Below are 20901 nucleotides of genomic sequence, written 5' to 3'. Positions count from 1 at the left end.
TGAAACGTCCGCGTCTTTTTATACATCCAATCCAACATAAATAATCGCTTCCACTCAATGCCATATTAATTGAATATGCATTCTTATAAATACAAAGAGAAGCTGTATTAGAGTATACCTCTGATGATTTGACTCAACGACCTCAAAGTAACGATACCTTTTGAGGATCAAGCTGTGTAGCCGTGCTCTCCCCCCCCTGTCTTCCCACACTTACGGTACGCGTATTTAAGAAAGCAAAATATCTGGATCTGATTAAAAACCTACGATATCGTAATTCACATCAAACAGACCGATCGAGCAAATAACTAATAACACTTGAGAGTCATCCTCGCCTCGCTCCAACAATGAAAACACAAAATCCAATAACCTAATCATTTACTTCATCCAATTTTTAATCTTTTTCTTCGCAGCCAATGCAAAACCATGCTCGACAGAATAAGGCGGCACCCAGTCTAACGTATTTTTCGTATGTTCAATATCCAGTTGTAAAGATCCAACCAAACGATCGACAACGGCGTCTTTTTTAAACAGCCTACCCGCCAGTTCAAAACACCACACAGGCACAGGAAGTGAAAAATTTGCTTTACCTTGCGCCCTCGCCATTAAAGCAACCATACAAGACGTCGACATATCATCGTCATCAGACACTAAAAAGACTTGGTTTGCCGCTTTGGGATGATCAATACAAACCTTAATTAAATCCACCAAATTATAGACAGAAACCAAACTACGTTTATTCTGATTAATGGCGCAAAATGGCATTGGAAAACCTTTACCAACCAACTGCATCAAAGAAGCGAAATTGGCTTTTACCCCTTCACCATAAACCAACGGTGGACGAATAATCACAATCTCCATGCCCGTTTCTTTGCCTAACGCCAACAACTGCTCTTCCGCTTCCGACTTAGACTGGCCATAAGGGTCTTCTGGACTACGCGTATCAAACGCTGTAAAAGGGTGACGACCAGACGTTGATTCACCGTTTACCTTGATCGAACTCAAAAAGATAAAGCGCTTTACTCCAGCATCTGCTGCTTGGCGAGCTAGATTGAGAGTACCTTCCGTGTTGACGGCTCTAAACTCAGCTAAAGGATCTAAGGAAGAGTCATTCATGATGTGGACGCGGGCGGCGAGGTGGATGACGATATCTATATTATCGAACGCTGTTAAATACTGAGTGTCTGGTTGTATTTCACCTCTAACAAAATTAGCATTGGGGATACCTAAATCTTTCCGCCCGAAAATACACACCCTATTAGCTGGCAAAACTGATAGAAAAACGGCACCAACAAAACCAGAACCACCAGTAATAAAAATTCTTTTATTGCTCATTTTTTTTACCAAATTCAACAATATCATGGGCCATTTCAGTCATGATTTGCTCTCGAGAAAACTTACTAATAAACGCCCCTCTTGGCCGAACACCCAATTCTAGCACATCAAAAGAGCGATAAGCTTGCTCATCATTACCTGGATAAAATACCGACGAATTAGCAACTTCGTCTTTTAGGAAGTCTGCCGCATAACCCGAAACCCCCGCCCAAACAGGTTTACCTAAAGCCGCATATTCAAATATTTTGGATGGCAAAACTTTACGAAAGGCAGGGTAATCATTCAAATGAAGAAACAACACATCGGCATTCTGATATTCTTTAATCAATTCAGCACGACCCACGGGCGGCAATAGCTCGACATTGGTTACTTCCGCTAACTCTAACTGATTTTGTAATAATGGTTTTCGCCCACCATCACCAATAATTCTAAACTTCGTTTTTCCCTCTAGACGCTTAGCTAGCTTAGGGAGGATGGTATGAAGTCCTTGACCCTCACCAATATTACCAGCGTAGAGTACTGTTGAAATGCTGTGCTTCTGTGAAATATCTATTGTTTGAGGTGCGACAACTAAAAATTCGTTATCTATGCCATTGGTAAACCAGCGATATTCGGTTTTAGGATAACGACTAGAAAAATAACCAGCAAATCCTTTAGAGACTAAGTTAATACGCTTCGCCTTACAAAAAGCATAGGACTCAACCAACGAGAACAAGGGTTTTACGAGCCAAGTGATTTTGGGTGAAAGCACATCTTTAATTGTATCTACAAAAATATCTCTAATATCTAGATATAAAGGTAATTTTTTGGAGGATGCAATTCGCGCCCCTAAAAATGCGGTAAATAATCGAGAGGATGTCGCAAAAACTAAATCGTAATCTTTACCCTTGGTTAACCTAACAGCTTGCCGATAAAAAGCAGTAAAGGCTTTCACCTGATCAAGCATGCCGCTTTTATGTGAAGGAAGCGCAATTCGATGCACTTCTACACCATCTTTCATTTCATGCTCAGGCGCATCTGCAGAAAAAGAAGCATAACGATTAGGGAGTGTTGTTATAACTTCTAACTCGACTCCAGGAATTTTTTTTAGTTTATTAACAAGGGCTGTAGTTCGGAACGAACCAGCACAAAGGTCAGGGGCATAATAAAAAGTCAGTATTAAAATTTTCAACTCTTGTCCTTTAAAATGGTAATCTTTGTACTTAGGCGTCCTGTACTAAAAGGTACTACGATTTCTTTATTAGGAACAGAAACGCCAAACTCAGGATGCCAGGTGCTTTCTTCTAATATCAAAGGACATTCACATTCAAATTGTACCAATGTTAAACAGGGTAATTGAAGCATTAGCTTCTGTTCCTCTACATTAACGACAAGAACATCAGGATGAATGTGCAAATGGAAAGAAGCATCTGTAGGCTGAGATAATTCATCCAAAAGAATAAATTGTTCTGCATTGGAAGTAATAGTTCGCGTATGAACAACTTTTGGTGTCAGCCTTTTATAGCCGTCATGACTTGCCGATAAGAACACCACACCATCTGTTTCTTCACTTTTTAACAATGTTGCATAAGCCCTGCGTGCAACTCTGAATCCTGACCAAACCTCTGAAGAGCTTTTTCCATTTACCACAACGGTATTGTGTGCAGCAGTCTCTCTTTGTCTTAATCTCTCAGGACTCACACCATAAAGCGACGTGCCTGAGTTTACAAAAACACGTTGCACTCCAACAGACATTTCAAAACTTAGCGAATCAGCATGGGCGTGGCCTGGCAAATAATCTGGCCCAACATTAGCGTGATCAAAAAACAATCTATAAACATCAGTGTTAACACGACTATAGCCACTACTCTTATTTGAAATCAGTATGCTCTCATCAGCACAGCAAGAGAGCCCAAGCTGATTAGCATAATCAAATATTTGTTGTGGATTTGCAGCTATTCCAATAGCAGCATCATTGAAAAAACTTATTTCTCCATCAGGGTGAAGCATGCTCTGTAACCAAGAAAGTGCTTTTTCCGCAACCACACGCCATTCAGCATAACGCTCTAATAAACTAGTGTTTTGGCTCATGCCAGCCAAATCTATAAGCTCCAGTAAATCCCAAAGCAAAATTTCATGGTACATAGGTGATAACTCAAAGTGAGCACCATCGTCTAAGAACTGCTCAGGTATTTCACGATCCAGTATTTTCAAACCCAAATCTAAAAATCGTTTGGCATTCTTTCCTTGCAAATAAGCGCCAACAAAAACCAACGCTTTAGCGTTAGAAAATAAATGATTACCTAAAATATGGTACTCAATTTGCTGAGTTAACGCATCCGCTTGCGCAGCAATGCTGTTAAGATATTCACTCTCAACTTCGTCTTTTCTACTAAACCACTTAACCCAATTCACTAAACGTAATGAAATAGGGTAAGGCTCCCAGCCATTGCCTTGGCAAGGTGGATTCTCAGCAATCCAACGATCAATAAATCGGTAATGAATTATTTCACGCTCTCCGTAGCTTTCAGAATTAAGATCATCGAAATAATGTAAATTATATAGCCAAAGCTTGGAGTAATGAGGTGAATTCCAATCAAAAGAATTTTTAATTAAACCAACCTGATTTAAAAAAACAACCTTTTCATCGTCGTAAAATGATTGACTATTAAGAGCTGGACCATTCCAAAACCAATCACCATGATCATCAACTAATATATTATCAACTTTAGGCTTTTTAATTTTATAGGTAAGTCTAAAATAAAACTGCTCAAACCTAAGGTATTTCAAAGTATGAAATACCTTAGAAAACTTAGCAAATATAGATTTCATTGTTTTCGCAGCTGCTCAGCAACATTGATAGAAACTGACGCAACCTCAAAAATTTCAGCCGCAGTAATAGGTGCAACCTTTCCTTTTTTAATTGAGTCTAAAAACAACTTAGAGCAGTTGTTTTGACCTTTGTCTTGTTTCCATAAATTAAATTTCTTAAAACCCTTCCAACCAAAACCTTTGAGCTTCACAAAATTGTCTAATTGTAAAACCTTTCCAGCGACAAACACCTCAACTCTCTCTTTAGGGAAACTCGCCGCACCATTTGCAAAATAATGAATAGTGCCAAACGACCCATCAGCAAAACCTAAAATAATAGCGGCCTTATCTTCTGTAATTTCTACTGAATCAGTATCACCCATCCTACGCGCCTGAACAGATACAATTTCACTATCCGCAAGGTAACGCATTAGATCAATAAAGTGACAGGCCTCACCAATGATACGACCGCCACCAACATTATTATCTTGTGTCCAATGATCTGCGGGGATACTTCCGGCATTCATCGTCATGATAAAAGACTTAGGCTCTTTTATTGGCTCTAATAGTGCTTTCATTTTTTGGACTTGTGGCGAAAAACGACGGTTAAAGCCCACCATCAATTTGGGTGGTTTATTCTCTTTAAGCGCTTCGTTATAAGCGGCTTCGACTTCAGCAAGTTCTTCATGCGTTATGGCAAGGGGTTTTTCAACAAATACATTCTTACCAGCCTTTAGCGCTTCTTTTACAAAATAAGCATGACTATTATGACGAGTAACAATGGCAATGGTATTAATACCCGAATTTTCAATTAGTGCCTGAGTATCTGTCGTAGCTTCTGAAAAGCCGGCTTTTTCGCCATGAATAACGCCATTAATACCACCAGAGGTTGCAATACTATGAAACTTTGCACCCGCTTTTTTAAATGCAGGAATCAGCATACGCGAAGCGTAATTACCCGCGCCAATAAAACCAACCACTGGTTCGTCTGCTTGGTATTGGGAGGCAGGATGCATTTGCACCCTTGTTTCATGCCTATCCTGTGGAGTAGATTCATATTGTAGCAATATACCTAGCGCACTTTTATCCGTAGTTAGTAACTCATAAGCATCACTGGCATTTTCGAACTTGAAGCGATGAGTTACCAATGGTTTAACATTTAATTGCCCACCAGACATCATATCCAGTATAGCTTCAAAGTTACGCTGCTCCGTCCAGCGAACAAAGGCAAGAGGGTAATCATTGCCTTGCTCTTCATAACTAGGATCATAACGACCAGGTCCATAAGAACAAGACACTTGAAAGGTTAACTCTTTTTCATAGAAATCAGCACGACTAAGTTCAAGTCCAGTCACACCCACTAAGATGATTCGTCCACGCTTTCGGCTCATTCTAGCCGCCTGCGTAACAGGGTCATTAGACTTAGTGGAGGCCGTAATAATAACACCATCAACACCAATGCCTCGACTAAACGCCATTCCCACGGCGACTGGATCTTCACCCTTTCCAGGATTACAAATATCCGCCCCAAACTGCTTGGCTAATTCCAGTTTAGATTGATCAAAATCAACAGCGAGTACTCGGCACCCCTGGGCTCGCAGCATTTGCACTGTAAGCAGACCAATTAAGCCAACACCAGTTACAACGAAACATTCCCCCATGGTAGGATTAGCCAAACGAATTCCTTGTAGACCAATACTGGCAACAACAGTAAAAGAGGCCTCCTCGTCCGTCACATTGCTTGGAATTTTAGCCACTAGGTTTTTAGCAACACGTACTACATCGGCATGGGGGCCATTAGATACAACCCTATCGCCTATTTTAAAATGATCTGCACCTTTTCCAACACTATCAACGACGCCTACATTGCAATAGCCAAGTGGGAGTGGTTGTGCCAATTTAGATCGAACCGCATCAACGGTTGTCATTAACCCATCGGTTTGAACCTTCTCCAACACCATTTTCACTTTATCTGGCTGAGATCGAGCCTTATCAATCAAGTTAGCCTTACCGAAATCAACTAGCATTCTCTCGGTACCTGCAGAAATAAGTGTAGTTACAGTATTTATAACTACATTATTTTTTGTGGCTTGGGGGGCAGGAGCTTCAACAATTTCTGTTGTGCCTATATTCATATTTTGAGTCACTTGAAACATATTACCCCCAAATATCAAATGAAACTAAAGAACTAGAAATATTGTTAACATACATTTCTTCTACTTTTAATGCCAAGCAAGAGGATAAATATGCAATTTGTATGTTTGGTTGTGATCCATTTAGTGGAGCAATGACGGCGTCGCCATGACCTACATTTTTAGATTTCTTCTTAAACACGACCCTAGTGCGATCCTTCCTTACAAAATCCATACTTCTAAAGTTAATAATCTTTCCCATTGATATGTTAGAGTTCCAAAAAATAAACTCTTCAACCCCATCGACGGGTTCACAATTTGCAGAAAACAATAGATCTATTTTACAGTCACCAACTAACAAGCTAACAGTTATATCATCAAGATTACCTTTCAATACCTTAACTTCTACAGATTTTGGTATTTCCTTTAATGACAAAATTCGTAAAGATAAATCTAACCAATGAGTTAAGTTTCCTAAAACCCGAGAACCTTGTGCTGAATCTCTATACCAATGATCCGGAGGTAAATAGTGTCCATTTATGACCATAGAAACAGAAAAAACGTTACCTAATTCATTTTTCAAATTTTGAAAATATGGCGCATAAGGTCTATTAAAACCAGTAAAAACATTACTATTCAGATCAAAAATTTCTTTGAATTGACTCTGTTGTTCATAGCTTACAAACAAAGGTTTTTCAACATAAACCTTCCCAAAGTTTTTTGCTGCCAATATCGCCTGACTAGTATGTGAAAAATGATCTGAAGCAATATAAACTAAATCACCATAAAAAACACCACTATTAATAGCATCATCAACTTTTCTAAAATGTTTACATTTTAATACTTTTTCAGCTAGAACTCTTGATCTATCGGAAGGATCAACAACAAATGAAATCTTCTTTTTTCCAATCACACTGACAAAAAAAGCAATTAACGTGAAGCCGTGATTACCTAACCCGATCAGCCCTATGCGCTCCTCATTTTTCACACCAAAATTATATATAAAACGCAAAAAAACAAATAAAAAAGGCTTATCCATTAAATATAAAACTTTAACTAAAGTTCTTCGTAGACCATATAAAAAAATGTAACGTATTATTTTTTTAATACTATTCATAAAACGTTTTATCCTTTTCTAGATCCTTGCCAACTGAATCACAACTATTCATCGAACACTCTCCATTAAAAATCACTATTAAACCTAAACTAACCAATAAATCATTTAACAATGATTACAATCCTGTCCTTCACCTAGGGAAACTGCGATTAAGAAGTCACAATACACTAAGCTTCTTTCATTCGAACAAAAACACACAGGATGCCACTCATTTAAGTGTTTTCGCCACTAAATAAGCCGAATCAGCCTTATTTAGTGGGTTTTGAACGGACTAACCCCTTGCTGCTCGTATCATCTGATCAATTTTAAACACATTGGCTAAGGCAAACAGCATCGCCAGCTTGTTATCATTTTTCTTAACTGTCTCAGTGGCTTTTGTAGTGCCCGTATAAGCTTCTATTTTGCGTTCAAAATCTTCAACAAACTTACCCACACTAGAGACAAAGGTACTTTCTATTGTCTTGGTAACATATTTCAACTCATTACCTGAAAAGGTAGGCGCATGCAACGGGATAAACTCGTTGGTTCGATATAGATCACGGATAAAGGTAACAACTGCTGCACTCATTCGACACCCTACATTTTGCTATCAAGATACTTGCCGGTCTCTTTGTGACCAAAGCCGGGAATCATTTTATGAAACAGTTCAACAATTTGCTCTTTCGTCCAAGCCTGGTCTTTTTTGTAAGCCACAATTTGTTGTTCAAATAGCTCTAAAAGTGCTTGCTGATAGACAGGATCATTTTTTATCACGCCTAAATTCTCAAAACGTGTCATATCAAGCGTTTCTTTATCAGTAAAAAACTCTTCAAAGTCTTTTTCACCTGTTGTATCACTTGATGTAAACAAACAAGGCCACTTACCTTGCGCAGGTAGGGTTTTTGCTAGCTCTCGCGCCTCATCTTCATTATCACATAGATAAGTTTCATAACCTCTCTGCTCTAGGTATTTCACTGCGATATCAGCAAAGGTAATCAAATGCAGAGCTTCACTAAGTTTAGGAAAAAATATGTCTCTATTTTCACCAAAAATACACGACATCAAACAAAGCTCGCCAGACTCTTGTGGCGTCACAAAATAACGCTTGATATCATTTGGCGCCACAATAGGTTGCTGTTTTTGAATACGCTGATTAAAACCATGCAACAAAGATCCATCAGAAAATGCCACGTTGGCAAAGCGAGCTGTAGAAATAGGTATTTGCTCACTACGGCGCATTAAAAACATTTCCATAATACGCTTAGAAGCGCCCATCATATTGACAGGGTTTGCCGCTTTATCAGTTGAAACACAAAAATATTTTTTAGCACCACAATCAATCGATTGCTGAATAGTCTTATCTATATTAAAAATATTGACATCTATCATACGCATCAATGTGAAAGGATCTTTTTCACTGCGTACATGTTTCAGGGCGGATAAATTCAATACATAGTCATACTGCCCATCTGCCTTAATAAAGGCATCATATTCTAACGAACCAATATCTAATGCAAACGTTTGAAAATCACCTTCGATATAACCAAAAGAGCTACGAATATCACGAACTAACTCGACCATGTTGTTCTCACTAATATCAACAACATGCAGCTTTTTAGGGTTTCGTTTGAAAATCTCTTTCGTTACTGCTTGTCCTATTGAACCTGCCCCTCCTAAGACTAGAAATGATGAGGAAGATACTCTTTTTTTCAACTCATCATCGTTCGCTGATATATCCAAAGTAAAAAGTGTTTGATCTCGTCCTATCAAATTTAAAATATTACTCATAAACAATCCCAAACCCCTTTTGTATCAATAAGATAATTAACAGCAAAAGGTAATTTTTTAAACTCTTTATGATCAACCAATAGCACATGTACATCCGCCATTTCTTTCGCATTATCACAGTTCACAAGTTCAAACGTAGAATTCATAGCGGGCAGTGATTTAATATTTGGTTCAACTGCCAATACTTTACCTGCATGCATGTCGGCAATTTTTTTCGTGATATTAAGCGCAGGGCTTTCACGTAAATCATCAATGTCTGGCTTAAATGCCAAGCCATAACAAGCAATAATAACGTCTTTTGCTGTTTTATCTGGATTCGCTTGTAAAAAATCGGCCACCGCAACCTTAACCTTATTAATCACCCATTCAGGCTTGGCATCATTTACTGTACGAGCTGTATGAATCAACTTGGCTTCATCTGGTGTCTTACTAACGATGAACCAAGGGTCAACCGCGATACAGTGTCCACCTACACCAGGTCCTGGCTGCAAAATATTAATACGTGGATGACGGTTCGCGAGCGAAATCAATTCCCACACATTGATATCAAGTTTGTCACAAATAATGGAAAGCTCATTAGCAAAAGCAATTTGTACATCTCGACATGAATTTTCTGTCAATTTAGCCATTTCTGCCGTACGAGCATTGGTAACAACACATTCACCTTGTACAAAAATTTTGTATAGTTCCACGGCTCTCGCCGAGCATTTCGCAGTCATGCCACCAATGACACGGTCGTTTTCCACTAGCTCACGCACCACATGACCTGGTAAAACGCGTTCAGGGCAATGAGCCACATTGACATCCACTACGCCATCTATTGATGCATTGCTTGCAGAAGGGAAAGAAAGATCTGGTCGCGCAGCAGCAAGCCACTCTGCCATTTGCTCTGTCGCCCCCACAGGTGACGTTGATTCAAGAATCACCAAATTGCCTTTTCTCAACACAGGCGCTATCGTTTCAGCGGCTTTTTGGATGTAACTTAAATCTGGTTCAGGAATATCGGAACCACTTTCTTTATTAGTGGCGTTTTTAAATGGAGTAGGAACGGCAATTAAAAAAGCATCGGCAGGTTCAGGTTTTAACACGGCTTTTAAATAGCCTTCTGTCACGGCCGCATGAACCATCATGTCCAAATCCGGTTCAACAATGTGTATTTCACCTCGATTTATAGTGTCTACAGCATGTTGATTAACATCCACACCAGTCACCTTTTTCTTTCTCGAGGCGAACATGGCTGCGGTTGGTAGGCCGATATACCCTAAACCAATCACAGAAATCGTATTAAAAGACATACTCTTCCTTATTATTCAAAAAGTGTTTGTTACTATCGCTATTGTCGGCTTATAAAGCACAGCCTACACGTCATTATTCGGCCAAAATGTCGCAAATTCGCTGACAGGCTTTGCCATCACCATAAGGGTTATGAGCATGACTCATTTCGCTGTATACCACTTCATTCATTAGCAACTCATTCAGTGCCGTGGTAATTTTTAGAACATCGGTGCCAACCAGTTTTACCGTACCTGCGTCTACTGCTTCAGGGCGCTCTGTTGTATCACGCATAACTAATACTGGTTTACCCAGACTGGGGGCTTCTTCTTGAATACCACCAGAATCAGTCAATATTATGTGCGCTTTGTTCATTAAATAGACAAACGGAAGATATTCCTGTGGCTCAATAAGATGCACATTATTTACATTGCTCAAAATTCGATTAACCGGTTCCTGTACATTGGGATTTAAATGCACTGGATAGAGTATTTGAACATCAGGATGTGCTTTTGCTGTTTGCGCTAATGCTTCACAAATACGTTCAAAACCACCACCAAAACTTTCGCGTCTATGGCCCGTAACTAGTATTAACTTTTTGCTGCTGTCCAACATAGGAAATTGAGCAGACAATGAGTCGGTTAAAGCGGTATCAGATTCAATTTGAGCCTTCACAAGTAGTAAAGCATCGATAACCGTATTGCCTGTTATATGGATATTGTCACTGGCGTAGTTTTCATTAAGCAGATTTTGCTTGGAATTTTCTGTCGGTGCGAAATGGTATTTTGTTAAGGCACCGGTTAACTTACGATTGCCTTCTTCAGGCCAAGGCGAATAAATATTGCCCGTACGCAAACCCGCTTCTACGTGCCCTACGGCAATTTGCTCATAATAAGCAGCAAGGCTAGCAGCAAAAGTGGTGGCTGTGTCACCGTGCACCAGTACAACATCTGGTTTAAATTCTTTCAGCACTGGCGTTAGTTCAAGCAAGATACGACTAGTGACTTCAGGCAACGTCTGCCCTGCTTTCATTAAATTCAAGTCATAGTCTGGCGTTATTTTGAAAAGATTTAACACTTGATCAAGCATTTCACGATGTTGTGCGGTAACACACACTTTTGCTTCAAAACGACTATCATTTGCCAGTGCATGTACCAAAGGGGCCATTTTTATGGCTTCAGGTCGGGTACCAAAAACGGTAAGTACTTTCATTTTGTTGTATGGCTCTTTTTTCGTTTATTTAATTAAATCATCATCGAGCTTTTCATTGTCAGATCATGCCTCGTGCCGCGTCTAATCTAACCTATGAGGTGAAAATTTATGTTTTCACTTCCTTTCGCAGTTGTTCTATTTCTTTTTCAAGAGCTTCATGTTCTTTTAGTTTTCTTTGTAAAAATCGCTGTGTCAGGGTTACTTTTTCTTCTATGCCTTTTGGGGTAAGTAGGTATAAGTAGCCCATTTTTTTGGCGCTATTTTTAAAGTTGTCAACTTTTACCAAACCTTTTTCAATTAAGGCTTTTAAACAAAAGTTGGCTTTACCAAGACTTATATTTAGTCGCTTGGCGAGTTCGCGTTGACTTATTTCTGGATCTTGCTGTAGTTCTTTTAAAATCTTGTAGCGGTATTCGTCCGTTAGCATAGAAACACCTTATATAAGATGTGCGACAACGATGATAAGAGACACTTAAAGAGGCAGAGCTTATTAAAAAATAAATAGAAACCTTTCATGTGTTTATCTTGTTTTTTCAACACGTTCATTTGGTGAACAATAATAATGTAACCCTTTGTATTATGCAAAGAGTGTGCTTTTAAAATTATTAGATTTTTTCTAAAGGATGCCAGTCATCTATATCAATGCTAGTAAAAATGAGCGTAGGTTACGCTTAACAAGAAGTGAACATAACGTCCTCTAAGTGACATTTAATTGGGAAGAAATCAATACCATTACTAATCCCCCGTTAGCAAGCCTCACTACACTGAGGCACATTAATCCTTTGCGAGCTAGAGGAACGATGAAACGGAACATCACGAAAACTTGAGCCATCCATTGGGTTTTAAGTAGTTTTCGAGATTGACAATAATTAAGCCCTCCTTGTTTAGAAACTGCCACCCACCCATTACAAGCAAAACCCAACACATAAACAGATATCCCGCCTTTTTGGGGGATAACGGAATTATTGCCCTTTTTTGTTAAGCACTTTTGTCGCACAGAAACAACAACACCAAACAGACACTGAAGAGATTGATTAAAAAGCAAGAGTGCCCTGTAACGGTCCAATAAAAACTAGGCCGCCACTCATAGGGCATCCCCGTCAACCTCTCATTTCCTTATCGGCCTCAAAGACCCCATGTGAACTCAGGTTCTGGCGTCGGTTCAACCAGTTATGCCATCAAACCAACTCTCGCAATTCTGTTCCTAACCTCGTATCTCTCTATCTCTAAAACTTAAACCACTGGTACCAATTGATAGTTTGTCTCTTTCGATATCATCGGCCAAATTATTCGTGCATGTTTTGCTACTAAGCTACCGCAGCTCCACCCCCTGCGTTATATCAGGAACTTCACCCATCGACTCCTCACGCCACTAAAAAAAACCGGATCACGGCTCGGGCCCCATGAACCAAAAGCGTTTCTCCGCATTTCGTTCTGCGACCTTGTCGTTGTTTACCGCCTAAAGAGCATTGCCGCGGAACAAAGCCTAGCTAGGCAGCAAATTGACAACCATTCTTAAAGTCATGAAGATCGCCAGCAGAGGCAACGATAGCAGTCGCAGCAATCGGTCCGACTCCTTCAATTTCCAACTTACGCCGAGTGACTTCCTGTGATTTAGACAACGACGAAATCTTCTGATCATAATCGCCTATCACTCGATCCAGCTCACACAATCTACGACATTGATCAGAGAAAACCTCTCTCGCCAAATAAGGTAGTGTGTATTCGCCATCTTCCAGGATCTCTGGTAATTTCGATCTAACTTGGAACCTACCTTGCAGCATAACAATGCCATATTCAGCCAGGGATTCACGAAACTGATTGACCAAAGCAACTCTCTCTGCCACTAGTAATGAGCGTGCGCGATAAATCGTTAAATGGCTTGTGCTCTTCGCCCTTAATCGAAACAAAACGCATATGGGGCCTTCCCGCAGCCTCGAATATTGCTTCAACATCATTGCGATCATTCTTCTCACCTTTACGGTAAGGGGCAACAAACTGTGGAGCCATCATACGAACCTCATTACCCAGTTTATGAAGCCCCCTTGCTCAGTGTGCCCCCCCAAAAAAAACTCTCCATACCAACGATGCAAGGTTCTTGTTGAACGAAGAATTCGAGTGCCTTGGAGCGTTTAATGGTCGTCCTTAGTAATACCTTTTCATCCTGATCAACAGCAAACACCTTAAAGACATTTTTTGCTAAATCCAAGCCGATACGCATACTTTTCATAGTGGACTCTCGCTACTCAATTGATTAACCCACCTTTAATATGGCGCAATATACGAGATTGGGGAAGACCATCCCAGTCCCTCAACGCTATTTGACATGAGGCACCGGCTATTTATCCTGCAACTTATTGATCAGCAGCTGAGATAGTTTAATCCGCCGATAATGCACATACTCATTCCAACAAACAAAGCAAGTTAATTAACTTAAGGTTCCCTACTAAAAAATAGGGATTCAACACTGTTTCTGGGTTGCTATAAGAGAGCGCGTTACCTTGGGTATCTGCGACGACACCTCCTGCCTGTAAAACCACTGCGTGGGCTGCTGCGGTATCCCATAAGCTCGTCAAACCAATACGTGGATACAGGTCTGCCGCACCCTCAGCAACTAGACATAATTTTAATGAGCTGCCCATGGAAACCATTTCATAGTTAGTCAACTTACAGAGCCACTCTTGCATCTCCTCGCTCACATGTGAGCGACTGCCGACTACTTTAAGATTAGTTTGCAATGTAGCACCTTCATTCACTTGGATAGACGCCCTCATTTGCTTATCAGCTTTGAATGCTCCCAACCCCCGAGCTGCCACATAGGACGTCTCCAGTACTGGGGCATAAACTACTCCAAGTATTGGTACGCCCATCTCTATCAAGGCAATGTTTACAGTAAACTCGCCATTACGTTTGATAAACTCTTTAGTGCCATCTAGTGGATCCACTGCCCAATACAAGCCCTTTGCATTCGGACCTTTAAAAGCTTCGACGGCCTCCTCCGATAATATTGGAATATGCGGCGTCAGTTGCTGCAATTGTTTGACAATAACCGTATTAGCAGCTGTATCAGCCTCTGTTAATGGCGACTCATCCGCCTTGAAATCCACCTCAAAGTCGCGCTGATAGATCTCCATAATGCAGCTACCGGCATTCAAAGCGATCTGCTCTACGACGGGCAGTAGCTCTGCCAGTTGTTGATTATCCATTCTTGTCTCCATTTTCTTTAGGTACTATGCACCATTCCATTGTCAATCAGGTATTTCACCACTTGATCCGCCGCTTGCTCGGCAGACAGTTTGGTAGTGTCCAACGTTATTTCTGGTTGCTCTGGCACTTCGTAAGCCGAATCAATACCAGTAAAGTTTTTCAACTCACCACGACGAGCCTTTTTATACAAGCCTTTTGGATCACGGTCTTCCGCCACATTGAGTGGTGTATTAATGAAAACTTCTAGGAACTCACCTTCTGCAACAAGCTCCCGAGCCATGGCACGCTCAGAGCGGAATGGGGAGATAAATGCTGTGATGACAATCAACCCTGCATCGACCATTAGTTTCGCTACTTCCGCAACGCGACGGATATTTTCTACCCGATCACCATCAGTGAAGCCAAGATCTTTGTTCAAACCATGGCGCACATTGTCACCATCTAGCAAGTAGGTATGCGCACCCATGGTGTGAAGCTTTTTCTCCACTAGATTGGCAATGGTAGATTTGCCTGCCCCTGATAACCCTGTCATCCAAAGGATAGAAGGTTTCTGCCCCTTGGCTTGAGCCCGAGCTTGCTTATCAACATCCATATGTTGCATATGAATGTTTTGGCTACGACGCAGAGCAAAATGAATAATACCCGCAGCGATAGTGTTGTTGCTCATACGGTCAATGAGGATAAAGCCACCGGTATCTTGATTGTCTTTGTAAGCATCATAAGCAATTGGCTTGTTTAGGCTCACGGTACAAACACCAATACCATTTAGCTCTAGTTTTTTAGCAGCAGTATGCTCCAGCGTGTTCACGTTGACTTGGTATTTAATATCCGTAACCGTCGCCATCACCGTTTGTGCACCGACTTTCATTAGATAGGGGCGACCTGGTAGCAGTGGTTCTTCGTGCATCCAAACGATAGTGACTTCAAATTGCTGTGCTGTTTGGGCTGGCTGCTCCACTGTAGAGATCACATCACCGCGGGAACAATCAATTTCATCACTAAAAGTGAGCGTGACTGATTGCCCAGCCACTGCCTCATCTAAATCACAATCATAGGTGTAGATGGACGCAACCGTGCTAGTATTACCGGAAGGCTGGACACGAATCTCATCCCCAGGACGAATCACACCACTTGCGATGGTGCCAGAGAAACCGCGAAAATCTAGGTTAGGACGGTTTACCCACTGCACAGGCATACGGAAAGGCGAACTCTGCAAGCGATCTTCATCCACTTCGACAGTTTCTAGGAAGCCCATCAGAGTAGTCCCCTGATACCAAGGCGTAGATTCACTGTGGGCGGTGATATTGTCACCTTTGAGCGCAGACATAGGAATAAAGACCACTTCGTCAAAAACCAGGTCTTTTGTAAATTCTCGGTAGTCGTCTCGTATTTGATTGAATACTTTTTCGGAATAGCCCATCAAATCCATTTTGTTAATGGCTACCACGATTTTACGGATACCGATCAGTGACATTAGGAAGCTATGACGACGAGTTTGCGTGAGAATACCTTTACGAGCATCAACCATAAGAATCGCCGCATCTGCCGTTGAAGCTCCGGTGACCATGTTACGGGTGTATTGCTCGTGCCCAGGTGTGTCTGCCACGATAAATTTGCGGCGATCCGTAGAGAAAAAGCGATAGGCTACATCGATGGTAATGCCTTGTTCACGCTCTGCCGCCAAACCATCTACTAGCAAGGCGAAATCAATCTCCTCTCCTTGAGTGCCATATTTTTTGGAATCCGCTTCCATGGCTAAAAGCTGATCTTCGAAAAGCATTTTAGAATCAAACAACAGGCGCCCGATTAGCGTACTTTTGCCATCATCCACACTACCACAGGTAATAAAACGCAGCAGTCCTTTGTTTTCATGCTGCTTTAGGTACTGTTCGATATCCGTTTCAATTAGATCTGATAAATGCGCCATTAGAAGTACCCCTCTTGTTTTTTCTTCTCCATAGATGCAGCGGAGTCATGGTCAATGACGCGACCCTGGCGTTCTGATGTTTTCGTCAGGAGCATTTCCTGAATAATTTCTGGCAGGGTTGCTGCGGCTGACTCCACGGCTCCGGTTAGCGGGTAACACCCGAGTGTCCTGAAACGTACATTTTTCAGCATTGGCACTTCCCCTTCTCGCAATGGCATGCGTTCATCATCCACCATGATAAGTGTGCCATTACGCTCTACAACTGGACGGACGGCTGAATAGTAAAGCGGTACCAATGGGATATCTTCTAAATAGATATATTGCCAAATATCGAGCTCTGTCCAGTTAGACAGCGGGAAGACTCTAATACTCTCCCCTTTGTGTTTTCGGACGTTGTAGAGCTTCCATAATTCCGGACGCTGGCTTTTCGGATCCCAGCGGTGATCAGTAGTACGGAAAGAAAAGACACGTTCTTTAGCGCGAGACTTCTCTTCATCACGACGGGCACCACCAAAAGCCACATCAAAACCATACTGATTTAACGCTTGTTTTAGGCCTTCGGTTTTCATAATGTCAGTGTGTAAGGCTGATCCATGATCAAACGGGTTTATATTCTTTTCAACACCTTCAGGGTTGACATGAACAAGCAGCTCCAAGCCCAATTGTTTCGTCACTTCATCACGAAACTTGTACATTTCTTGGAATTTCCAACGGGTATCTACATGCAGCAATGGAAATGGAGGTAGTGACGGCGCGAAGGCTTTCATTGCCAAATGCAGCATGACGGCACTGTCTTTCCCGATCGAGTACAGCATGACGGGGTTCTCTGCTTCGGCAACGACTTCCCGCATAATATGAATGCTTTCCGCTTCCAATCGTTTTAAGTGTGTCAATGAAGACATATCCTATCCTCTTGTTATCGTATTCAAAGGGTGGCGACTGCTTGTGCTAATACCACGGTAATTTTGTTTCTTCGGGATAGGGAATAAGCAGCTTTATGCCAATACTCGCCAGCTCTGTTGCCATACCCGCTGTAGCTGTAGAAGTTGTGTATAACCCCACCATCAATACATGACGCGGTTTGTTATGCTCAAGCTCTTGTAACGCTTGCCTTAACCAACCAACGTTTGGCCAGTCTCGATTCACTTGCCAGAGCACTCTCTTTCTCTCGCCTTGCAACACTAGTACAAAAAAGCGCTGCTTATTGATCGCTATCTCTTTGCAGTAAGCGATGGTCGGAGCCAGCTTGATGCCCCTATCCTGATATAATTTGCTTAGACGATGGGACCATTTCGATTGGGCTGATTTAGTAATCAATTGTCGCCAGCTATATACTGGCATCACCAAACCGGCGTCTTGCAAATATCGCATGGCACTACGATCGTTTATCTGCTTTTGCATCTGCTCACTAAGTCGCGACGCCCAACGGGCACGATTAAGCCACTGACCTTCGCACTTCAGTAGTGTAGCACTCACCTGCTCTCCTAGATTGCTAGTATTACGCTTCGGGCGACCACCTTTTCTATTCTGCAACCCTTGCCAACCATATAACTCAAATTGACTCATCGCCTTGAGCACAGTGGGTGCTGATAACCCAGTGGTGAGACAGATCTGCTGCAGCGGGCTTCCTGCCAAACGCAGCTTGACCGCCTCGACTTTACTTTTATCGAGCATAATATGGCAGAAACCTATTTAATCAAAAATATACGTTAAATTATTGTTTTATAAAAAATTATTTATAAATTTATATGATAACATGAACTAAAAGTATCGACAGTTTATGAAAAATCGACATAAAATGCCACTTCCTTTGCCAATTTCAACGGAGCGAACCCAAGGTGGGAATAATTGTTTTATTGTCGATAGCAGTGCTACTGATCACGTTGGTGAAAACCAGTATACGCCCAGCCACCGCATTCACCGTGCTAGCGGCGCTTTACCTACTGTTTGATTTGGTGCCGATCAATACTTTTTTGCAGGGATATACAAACTCAGCTCTAGCAACTCTAGTGCTACTCATTCTTATTTCCGGAGTACTAGAAAAATCCCCCTTATTTCATCGCATGGCTGAATTTCTCTTACATCGACGTGAAGCGCAGTCACGCCTCAGAATAGTTACTAGCAGTGCGTTACTATCCGCATTTTTAAACAATACGGCGGTCGTTTCCTCGCTATTGAACAGCATTATGCGGCAACAACATGTCGCCCCTTCGCGCTTATTAATTCCCTTGTCTTATGCATCGGTACTAGGTGGCATCACCACATTAGTCGGAACTTCCACAAACTTAGTCGTTAACTCTTTTGCGGTAAATGCGGGACTAGAGGAGTTTAGTATGTTCAGCTTCGCTTGGGTTGGCATACCTGTAGCCCTGCTGTGTCTTGCTGGTATTTTGATCATCAGCCATTTTTTACCGAATCATCAGCAAGAAATCACTGAGGAACAATCCTATTTTCTAACCGCAGAATTAGATAAAGATTCACCTATGGTTGGTCACGACATTGAAACCAATCAATTACGTAAACTAGATGGCTTGTTTCTGTTGGAACTGGAACGTCAAGGCAAGTTAATTTCCCCAGTACATCCTGATGAGGTACTAACAGCCGGAGACATCCTAATTTTTACTGGTGAAATCACCAAAGTACAGACTTTACAGCGCTTTCCAGGGCTTTCTGTGCTAGGTGAACGTGTCGATGACTTAATGGGGAGCAATCTCGTTGAAGCTGTCGTAACCAGTGATGCAGATATCGCGAATAGCACACTGCAAGAAATTGACTTCAGGGCCATGTTTGATGCCGGAGTAGTGGGAATACGGCGCGGCAATAAACGCTTACAAGGCCAGCTGGGGCGAATCCCGATAAAAGTTGGAGACAGTCTACTGTTGGCGGTAGGGCATGATTTTAATAACAACCGCGCCGTTGATCGCAATTTTCATTTACTTAGTGAAAGAAACCAAAGCACTCAGCTGAACCTAATCACCAGTATCATAGTAATTAGTGGCTTTATCTCCGCCATCGTTGCTTCTGCCATGGGGTTACTACCTTTGCTTCAGGGCCTTTTGATCTTGTTAGGGGTTTGTCTTGTTACTGGCCTAACAACCACTTCCGAGTTGCGCAATCGCTTCCCATTTGAGCTAGTCATGGTCATCGGCTCGGCTTTAGCCATTGCCTATGGCGTTGAACATTCTGCTGCGGGAGGGCTAATTGCTGACTTTTTCAAAGAATATGTCAGCTCTGCCAATGTTTATATCGCTTTTATCAGCATTTTCTTTCTGACTTTGTTACTAACGGAAACCGTCACCAATAATGCTGCGGCTGCTTTAGCCTTTCCCATTGCACTAAGTGTAGCCAATAGCTTTGGCGCAGATCCTACTCCGTTTATTCTCGCGGTTGCCTATGGAGCAAGCGCCTGTTTTTTGACCCCGTTTGGCTATCAAACCCATCTCATGGTGTTTTCGCTTGGACACTACCGAGTGTCTGACTTTATCAAAGCAGGATTACCTATCACTGTGCTATATAGTATTGGTGTATTGATATTGACTCCGATTATCTTTCCTTTCACGTAAAATCCGGCGAGTGAAACTGCTGCGTTTAAAGTACGAGAAAATTTTACTTTTGGCTGCTGTTATTTTTCGAGGGATTATCCCTCAAAAAACACCGAAGAAGTCTGTCGAGCTGTCGGTAATATGCTGTGGTGTTATCATCGTCACATACATACAATCACTGCAGATAATGGAACGGAACTCTATGCCCACAAAAGTATCGCCCAGAAACTCAATACCGATGTGTATTTTGCTAATCCCTATGACTCTGGGAGTGCGGTTTAAATGAAAACTTTAATGGTCTGTTAGGGAACATACGAACAAGTAAGACAATTTTTAGCTGACTTTCAGCTTGTGACAGTATTTCCTCAGAAGCGACATTTAATCACCACTTAACCCACTTGTAAGGTACTTCAAGCACCTTACAACCGTTATTTGGACGGATTAACCCCGTGCAGAACGTATCATCTGATCTACTCGTAACAAATTTCCAAGTGCAAACAGCACGGCGAGTTTGTTGTCATTTTTAGACAGGCCTTTGTAGACGACTTTGCGGAACCCAAACTGGCATTTCAGTATTCTAAACGGGTGCTCGACTTTCGCTCG

General features: G+C 41.6%; 18 protein-coding genes and 2 pseudogenes. 2 read left to right on the top strand and 18 right to left on the bottom strand.

The window, feature by feature from the left end; genetic code table 11:
- Positions 1–252 precede the first annotated feature (252 nt).
- From C0J08_RS22710 to C0J08_RS03425, 17 genes are all read right to left on the bottom strand, one after another.
- Positions 253–375, bottom strand: coding sequence for a hypothetical protein (locus C0J08_RS22710; RefSeq protein ID WP_283247149.1), 123 nt, complete (start codon positions 373–375; stop codon positions 253–255).
- On the bottom strand, positions 376–1332 hold the full coding sequence (locus C0J08_RS03500) for a UDP-glucose 4-epimerase family protein (protein WP_212654741.1): 957 nt from the start codon (positions 1330–1332) through the stop codon (positions 376–378).
- Entirely contained in the window at positions 1322–2503 is a 1182-nt protein-coding gene (locus tag C0J08_RS03495; protein WP_212654740.1) for a glycosyltransferase family 4 protein, read from the bottom strand. Before C0J08_RS03495 ends, C0J08_RS03500 begins: the two co-directional genes overlap by 11 nt.
- A complete protein-coding gene (locus C0J08_RS03490) occupies positions 2500–4143 on the bottom strand; it encodes a heparinase II/III family protein (protein WP_212654739.1) in 1644 nt (547 codons plus the stop codon). The genes C0J08_RS03495 and C0J08_RS03490 overlap by 4 nt, the downstream gene beginning before the upstream one ends.
- Positions 4140–6278, bottom strand: coding sequence for a bi-domain-containing oxidoreductase (locus tag C0J08_RS03485; protein WP_212654738.1), 2139 nt, complete (start codon positions 6276–6278; stop codon positions 4140–4142). The genes C0J08_RS03490 and C0J08_RS03485 overlap by 4 nt, the downstream gene beginning before the upstream one ends.
- Position 6279: 1 nt before the next feature.
- A complete protein-coding gene (locus C0J08_RS03480) occupies positions 6280–7371 on the bottom strand; it encodes a Gfo/Idh/MocA family protein (RefSeq protein WP_212654737.1) in 1092 nt (363 codons plus the stop codon).
- A 271-nt stretch (positions 7372–7642) separates the two neighbouring features.
- A complete protein-coding gene (locus C0J08_RS22795; RefSeq protein ID WP_212654736.1) occupies positions 7643–7939 on the bottom strand; it encodes a hypothetical protein in 297 nt (98 codons plus the stop codon).
- 8 nt (positions 7940–7947) lie between these two features.
- A complete protein-coding gene (locus C0J08_RS03470; protein WP_212654735.1) occupies positions 7948–9138 on the bottom strand; it encodes a UDP-N-acetylglucosamine 4,6-dehydratase in 1191 nt (396 codons plus the stop codon).
- On the bottom strand, positions 9135–10433 hold the full coding sequence (gene wecC, locus C0J08_RS03465) for a UDP-N-acetyl-D-mannosamine dehydrogenase (protein WP_212654734.1): 1299 nt from the start codon (positions 10431–10433) through the stop codon (positions 9135–9137). The genes C0J08_RS03470 and wecC overlap by 4 nt, the downstream gene beginning before the upstream one ends.
- A gap of 73 nt (positions 10434–10506) precedes the next feature.
- Positions 10507–11622, bottom strand: a complete 1116-nt coding sequence (wecB, locus tag C0J08_RS03460; protein ID WP_212654733.1) for a non-hydrolyzing UDP-N-acetylglucosamine 2-epimerase — start codon at positions 11620–11622, stop codon at positions 10507–10509.
- A 106-nt stretch (positions 11623–11728) separates the two neighbouring features.
- On the bottom strand, positions 11729–12049 hold the full coding sequence (locus C0J08_RS03455) for a MarR family EPS-associated transcriptional regulator (RefSeq protein ID WP_212654732.1): 321 nt from the start codon (positions 12047–12049) through the stop codon (positions 11729–11731).
- A 1063-nt stretch (positions 12050–13112) separates the two neighbouring features.
- Positions 13113–13469 (bottom strand): transposase, encoded by a 357-nt coding sequence (locus C0J08_RS03450; protein ID WP_212654731.1) that lies wholly within the window; start codon positions 13467–13469, stop codon positions 13113–13115.
- A gap of 185 nt (positions 13470–13654) precedes the next feature.
- Positions 13655–13852, bottom strand: a complete 198-nt coding sequence (locus C0J08_RS03445) for a hypothetical protein (RefSeq protein ID WP_212654730.1) — start codon at positions 13850–13852, stop codon at positions 13655–13657.
- 172 nt (positions 13853–14024) lie between these two features.
- Positions 14025–14828 carry a 3'(2'),5'-bisphosphate nucleotidase CysQ gene (gene cysQ / locus C0J08_RS03440; protein ID WP_212654729.1) on the bottom strand — a complete coding sequence of 268 codons (804 nt, stop codon included), beginning with the start codon at positions 14826–14828 and terminating at the stop codon, positions 14025–14027.
- Positions 14829–14845: 17 nt separating this feature from the next.
- Complete coding sequence (gene cysN / locus C0J08_RS03435; RefSeq protein ID WP_212654728.1) at positions 14846–16756, bottom strand: sulfate adenylyltransferase subunit CysN; 1911 nt, start codon at positions 16754–16756, stop codon at positions 14846–14848.
- Positions 16756–17658, bottom strand: coding sequence for a sulfate adenylyltransferase subunit CysD (cysD, locus tag C0J08_RS03430; protein WP_212654727.1), 903 nt, complete (start codon positions 17656–17658; stop codon positions 16756–16758). The genes cysN and cysD overlap by 1 nt, the downstream gene beginning before the upstream one ends.
- A gap of 46 nt (positions 17659–17704) precedes the next feature.
- Positions 17705–18232, bottom strand: coding sequence for a hypothetical protein (locus tag C0J08_RS03425; RefSeq protein WP_212654726.1), 528 nt, complete (start codon positions 18230–18232; stop codon positions 17705–17707).
- Between the two features lie 362 nt (positions 18233–18594).
- On the opposite strand from C0J08_RS03425, the gene C0J08_RS03420 reads away from it, so the two are divergent.
- Both C0J08_RS03420 and C0J08_RS22610 read left to right on the top strand, forming a co-directional pair.
- Positions 18595–20319: an SLC13 family permease gene (locus C0J08_RS03420; protein ID WP_212654725.1), complete on the top strand. Its 1725-nt coding sequence runs from the start codon at positions 18595–18597 to the stop codon at positions 20317–20319.
- Between the two features lie 84 nt (positions 20320–20403).
- Positions 20404–20603, top strand: a pseudogene (locus C0J08_RS22610) (IS30 family transposase); the annotation flags it as partial.
- A gap of 136 nt (positions 20604–20739) precedes the next feature.
- Here the strand turns inward: C0J08_RS22610 and C0J08_RS03415 are convergent.
- Positions 20740–20901: pseudogene (locus C0J08_RS03415) on the bottom strand (IS5/IS1182 family transposase); the annotation flags it as partial.

Source organism: Marinomonas sp. CT5 (assembly GCF_018336975.1).
Taxonomy (GTDB): Bacteria; Pseudomonadota; Gammaproteobacteria; order Pseudomonadales; family Marinomonadaceae; genus Marinomonas.
The sequence above is the reverse complement of the archived record's forward strand: the minus strand, read 5'-3'. Positions and strand labels throughout refer to the sequence as shown.

What these genes read in the sequence shown, in the direction of transcription:
- C0J08_RS03470 (WP_212654735.1), bottom strand. Translation starts at nt 9,138, where the DNA reads ATGAGTAATATTTTAAATTTGATAGGACGAGATCAAACACTTTTTACT.
- C0J08_RS03445 (WP_212654730.1), bottom strand. Translation starts at nt 13,852, where the DNA reads ATGAAAAGTATGCGTATCGGCTTGGATTTAGCAAAAAATGTCTTTAAG.
- wecB (WP_212654733.1), bottom strand. Translation starts at nt 11,622, where the DNA reads ATGAAAGTACTTACCGTTTTTGGTACCCGACCTGAAGCCATAAAAATG.
- C0J08_RS22710 (WP_283247149.1), bottom strand. Translation starts at nt 375, where the DNA reads ATGATTAGGTTATTGGATTTTGTGTTTTCATTGTTGGAGCGAGGCGAG.
- C0J08_RS03500 (WP_212654741.1), bottom strand. Translation starts at nt 1,332, where the DNA reads ATGAGCAATAAAAGAATTTTTATTACTGGTGGTTCTGGTTTTGTTGGT.
- C0J08_RS22795 (WP_212654736.1), bottom strand. Translation starts at nt 7,939, where the DNA reads ATGAGTGCAGCAGTTGTTACCTTTATCCGTGATCTATATCGAACCAAC.
- cysQ (WP_212654729.1), bottom strand. Translation starts at nt 14,828, where the DNA reads ATGGATAATCAACAACTGGCAGAGCTACTGCCCGTCGTAGAGCAGATC.
- C0J08_RS03455 (WP_212654732.1), bottom strand. Translation starts at nt 12,049, where the DNA reads ATGCTAACGGACGAATACCGCTACAAGATTTTAAAAGAACTACAGCAA.
- C0J08_RS03480 (WP_212654737.1), bottom strand. Translation starts at nt 7,371, where the DNA reads ATGAATAGTATTAAAAAAATAATACGTTACATTTTTTTATATGGTCTA.
- cysD (WP_212654727.1), bottom strand. Translation starts at nt 17,658, where the DNA reads ATGTCTTCATTGACACACTTAAAACGATTGGAAGCGGAAAGCATTCAT.
- C0J08_RS03485 (WP_212654738.1), bottom strand. Translation starts at nt 6,278, where the DNA reads ATGTTTCAAGTGACTCAAAATATGAATATAGGCACAACAGAAATTGTT.
- cysN (WP_212654728.1), bottom strand. Translation starts at nt 16,756, where the DNA reads ATGGCGCATTTATCAGATCTAATTGAAACGGATATCGAACAGTACCTA.
- C0J08_RS03490 (WP_212654739.1), bottom strand. Translation starts at nt 4,143, where the DNA reads ATGAAATCTATATTTGCTAAGTTTTCTAAGGTATTTCATACTTTGAAA.
- wecC (WP_212654734.1), bottom strand. Translation starts at nt 10,433, where the DNA reads ATGTCTTTTAATACGATTTCTGTGATTGGTTTAGGGTATATCGGCCTA.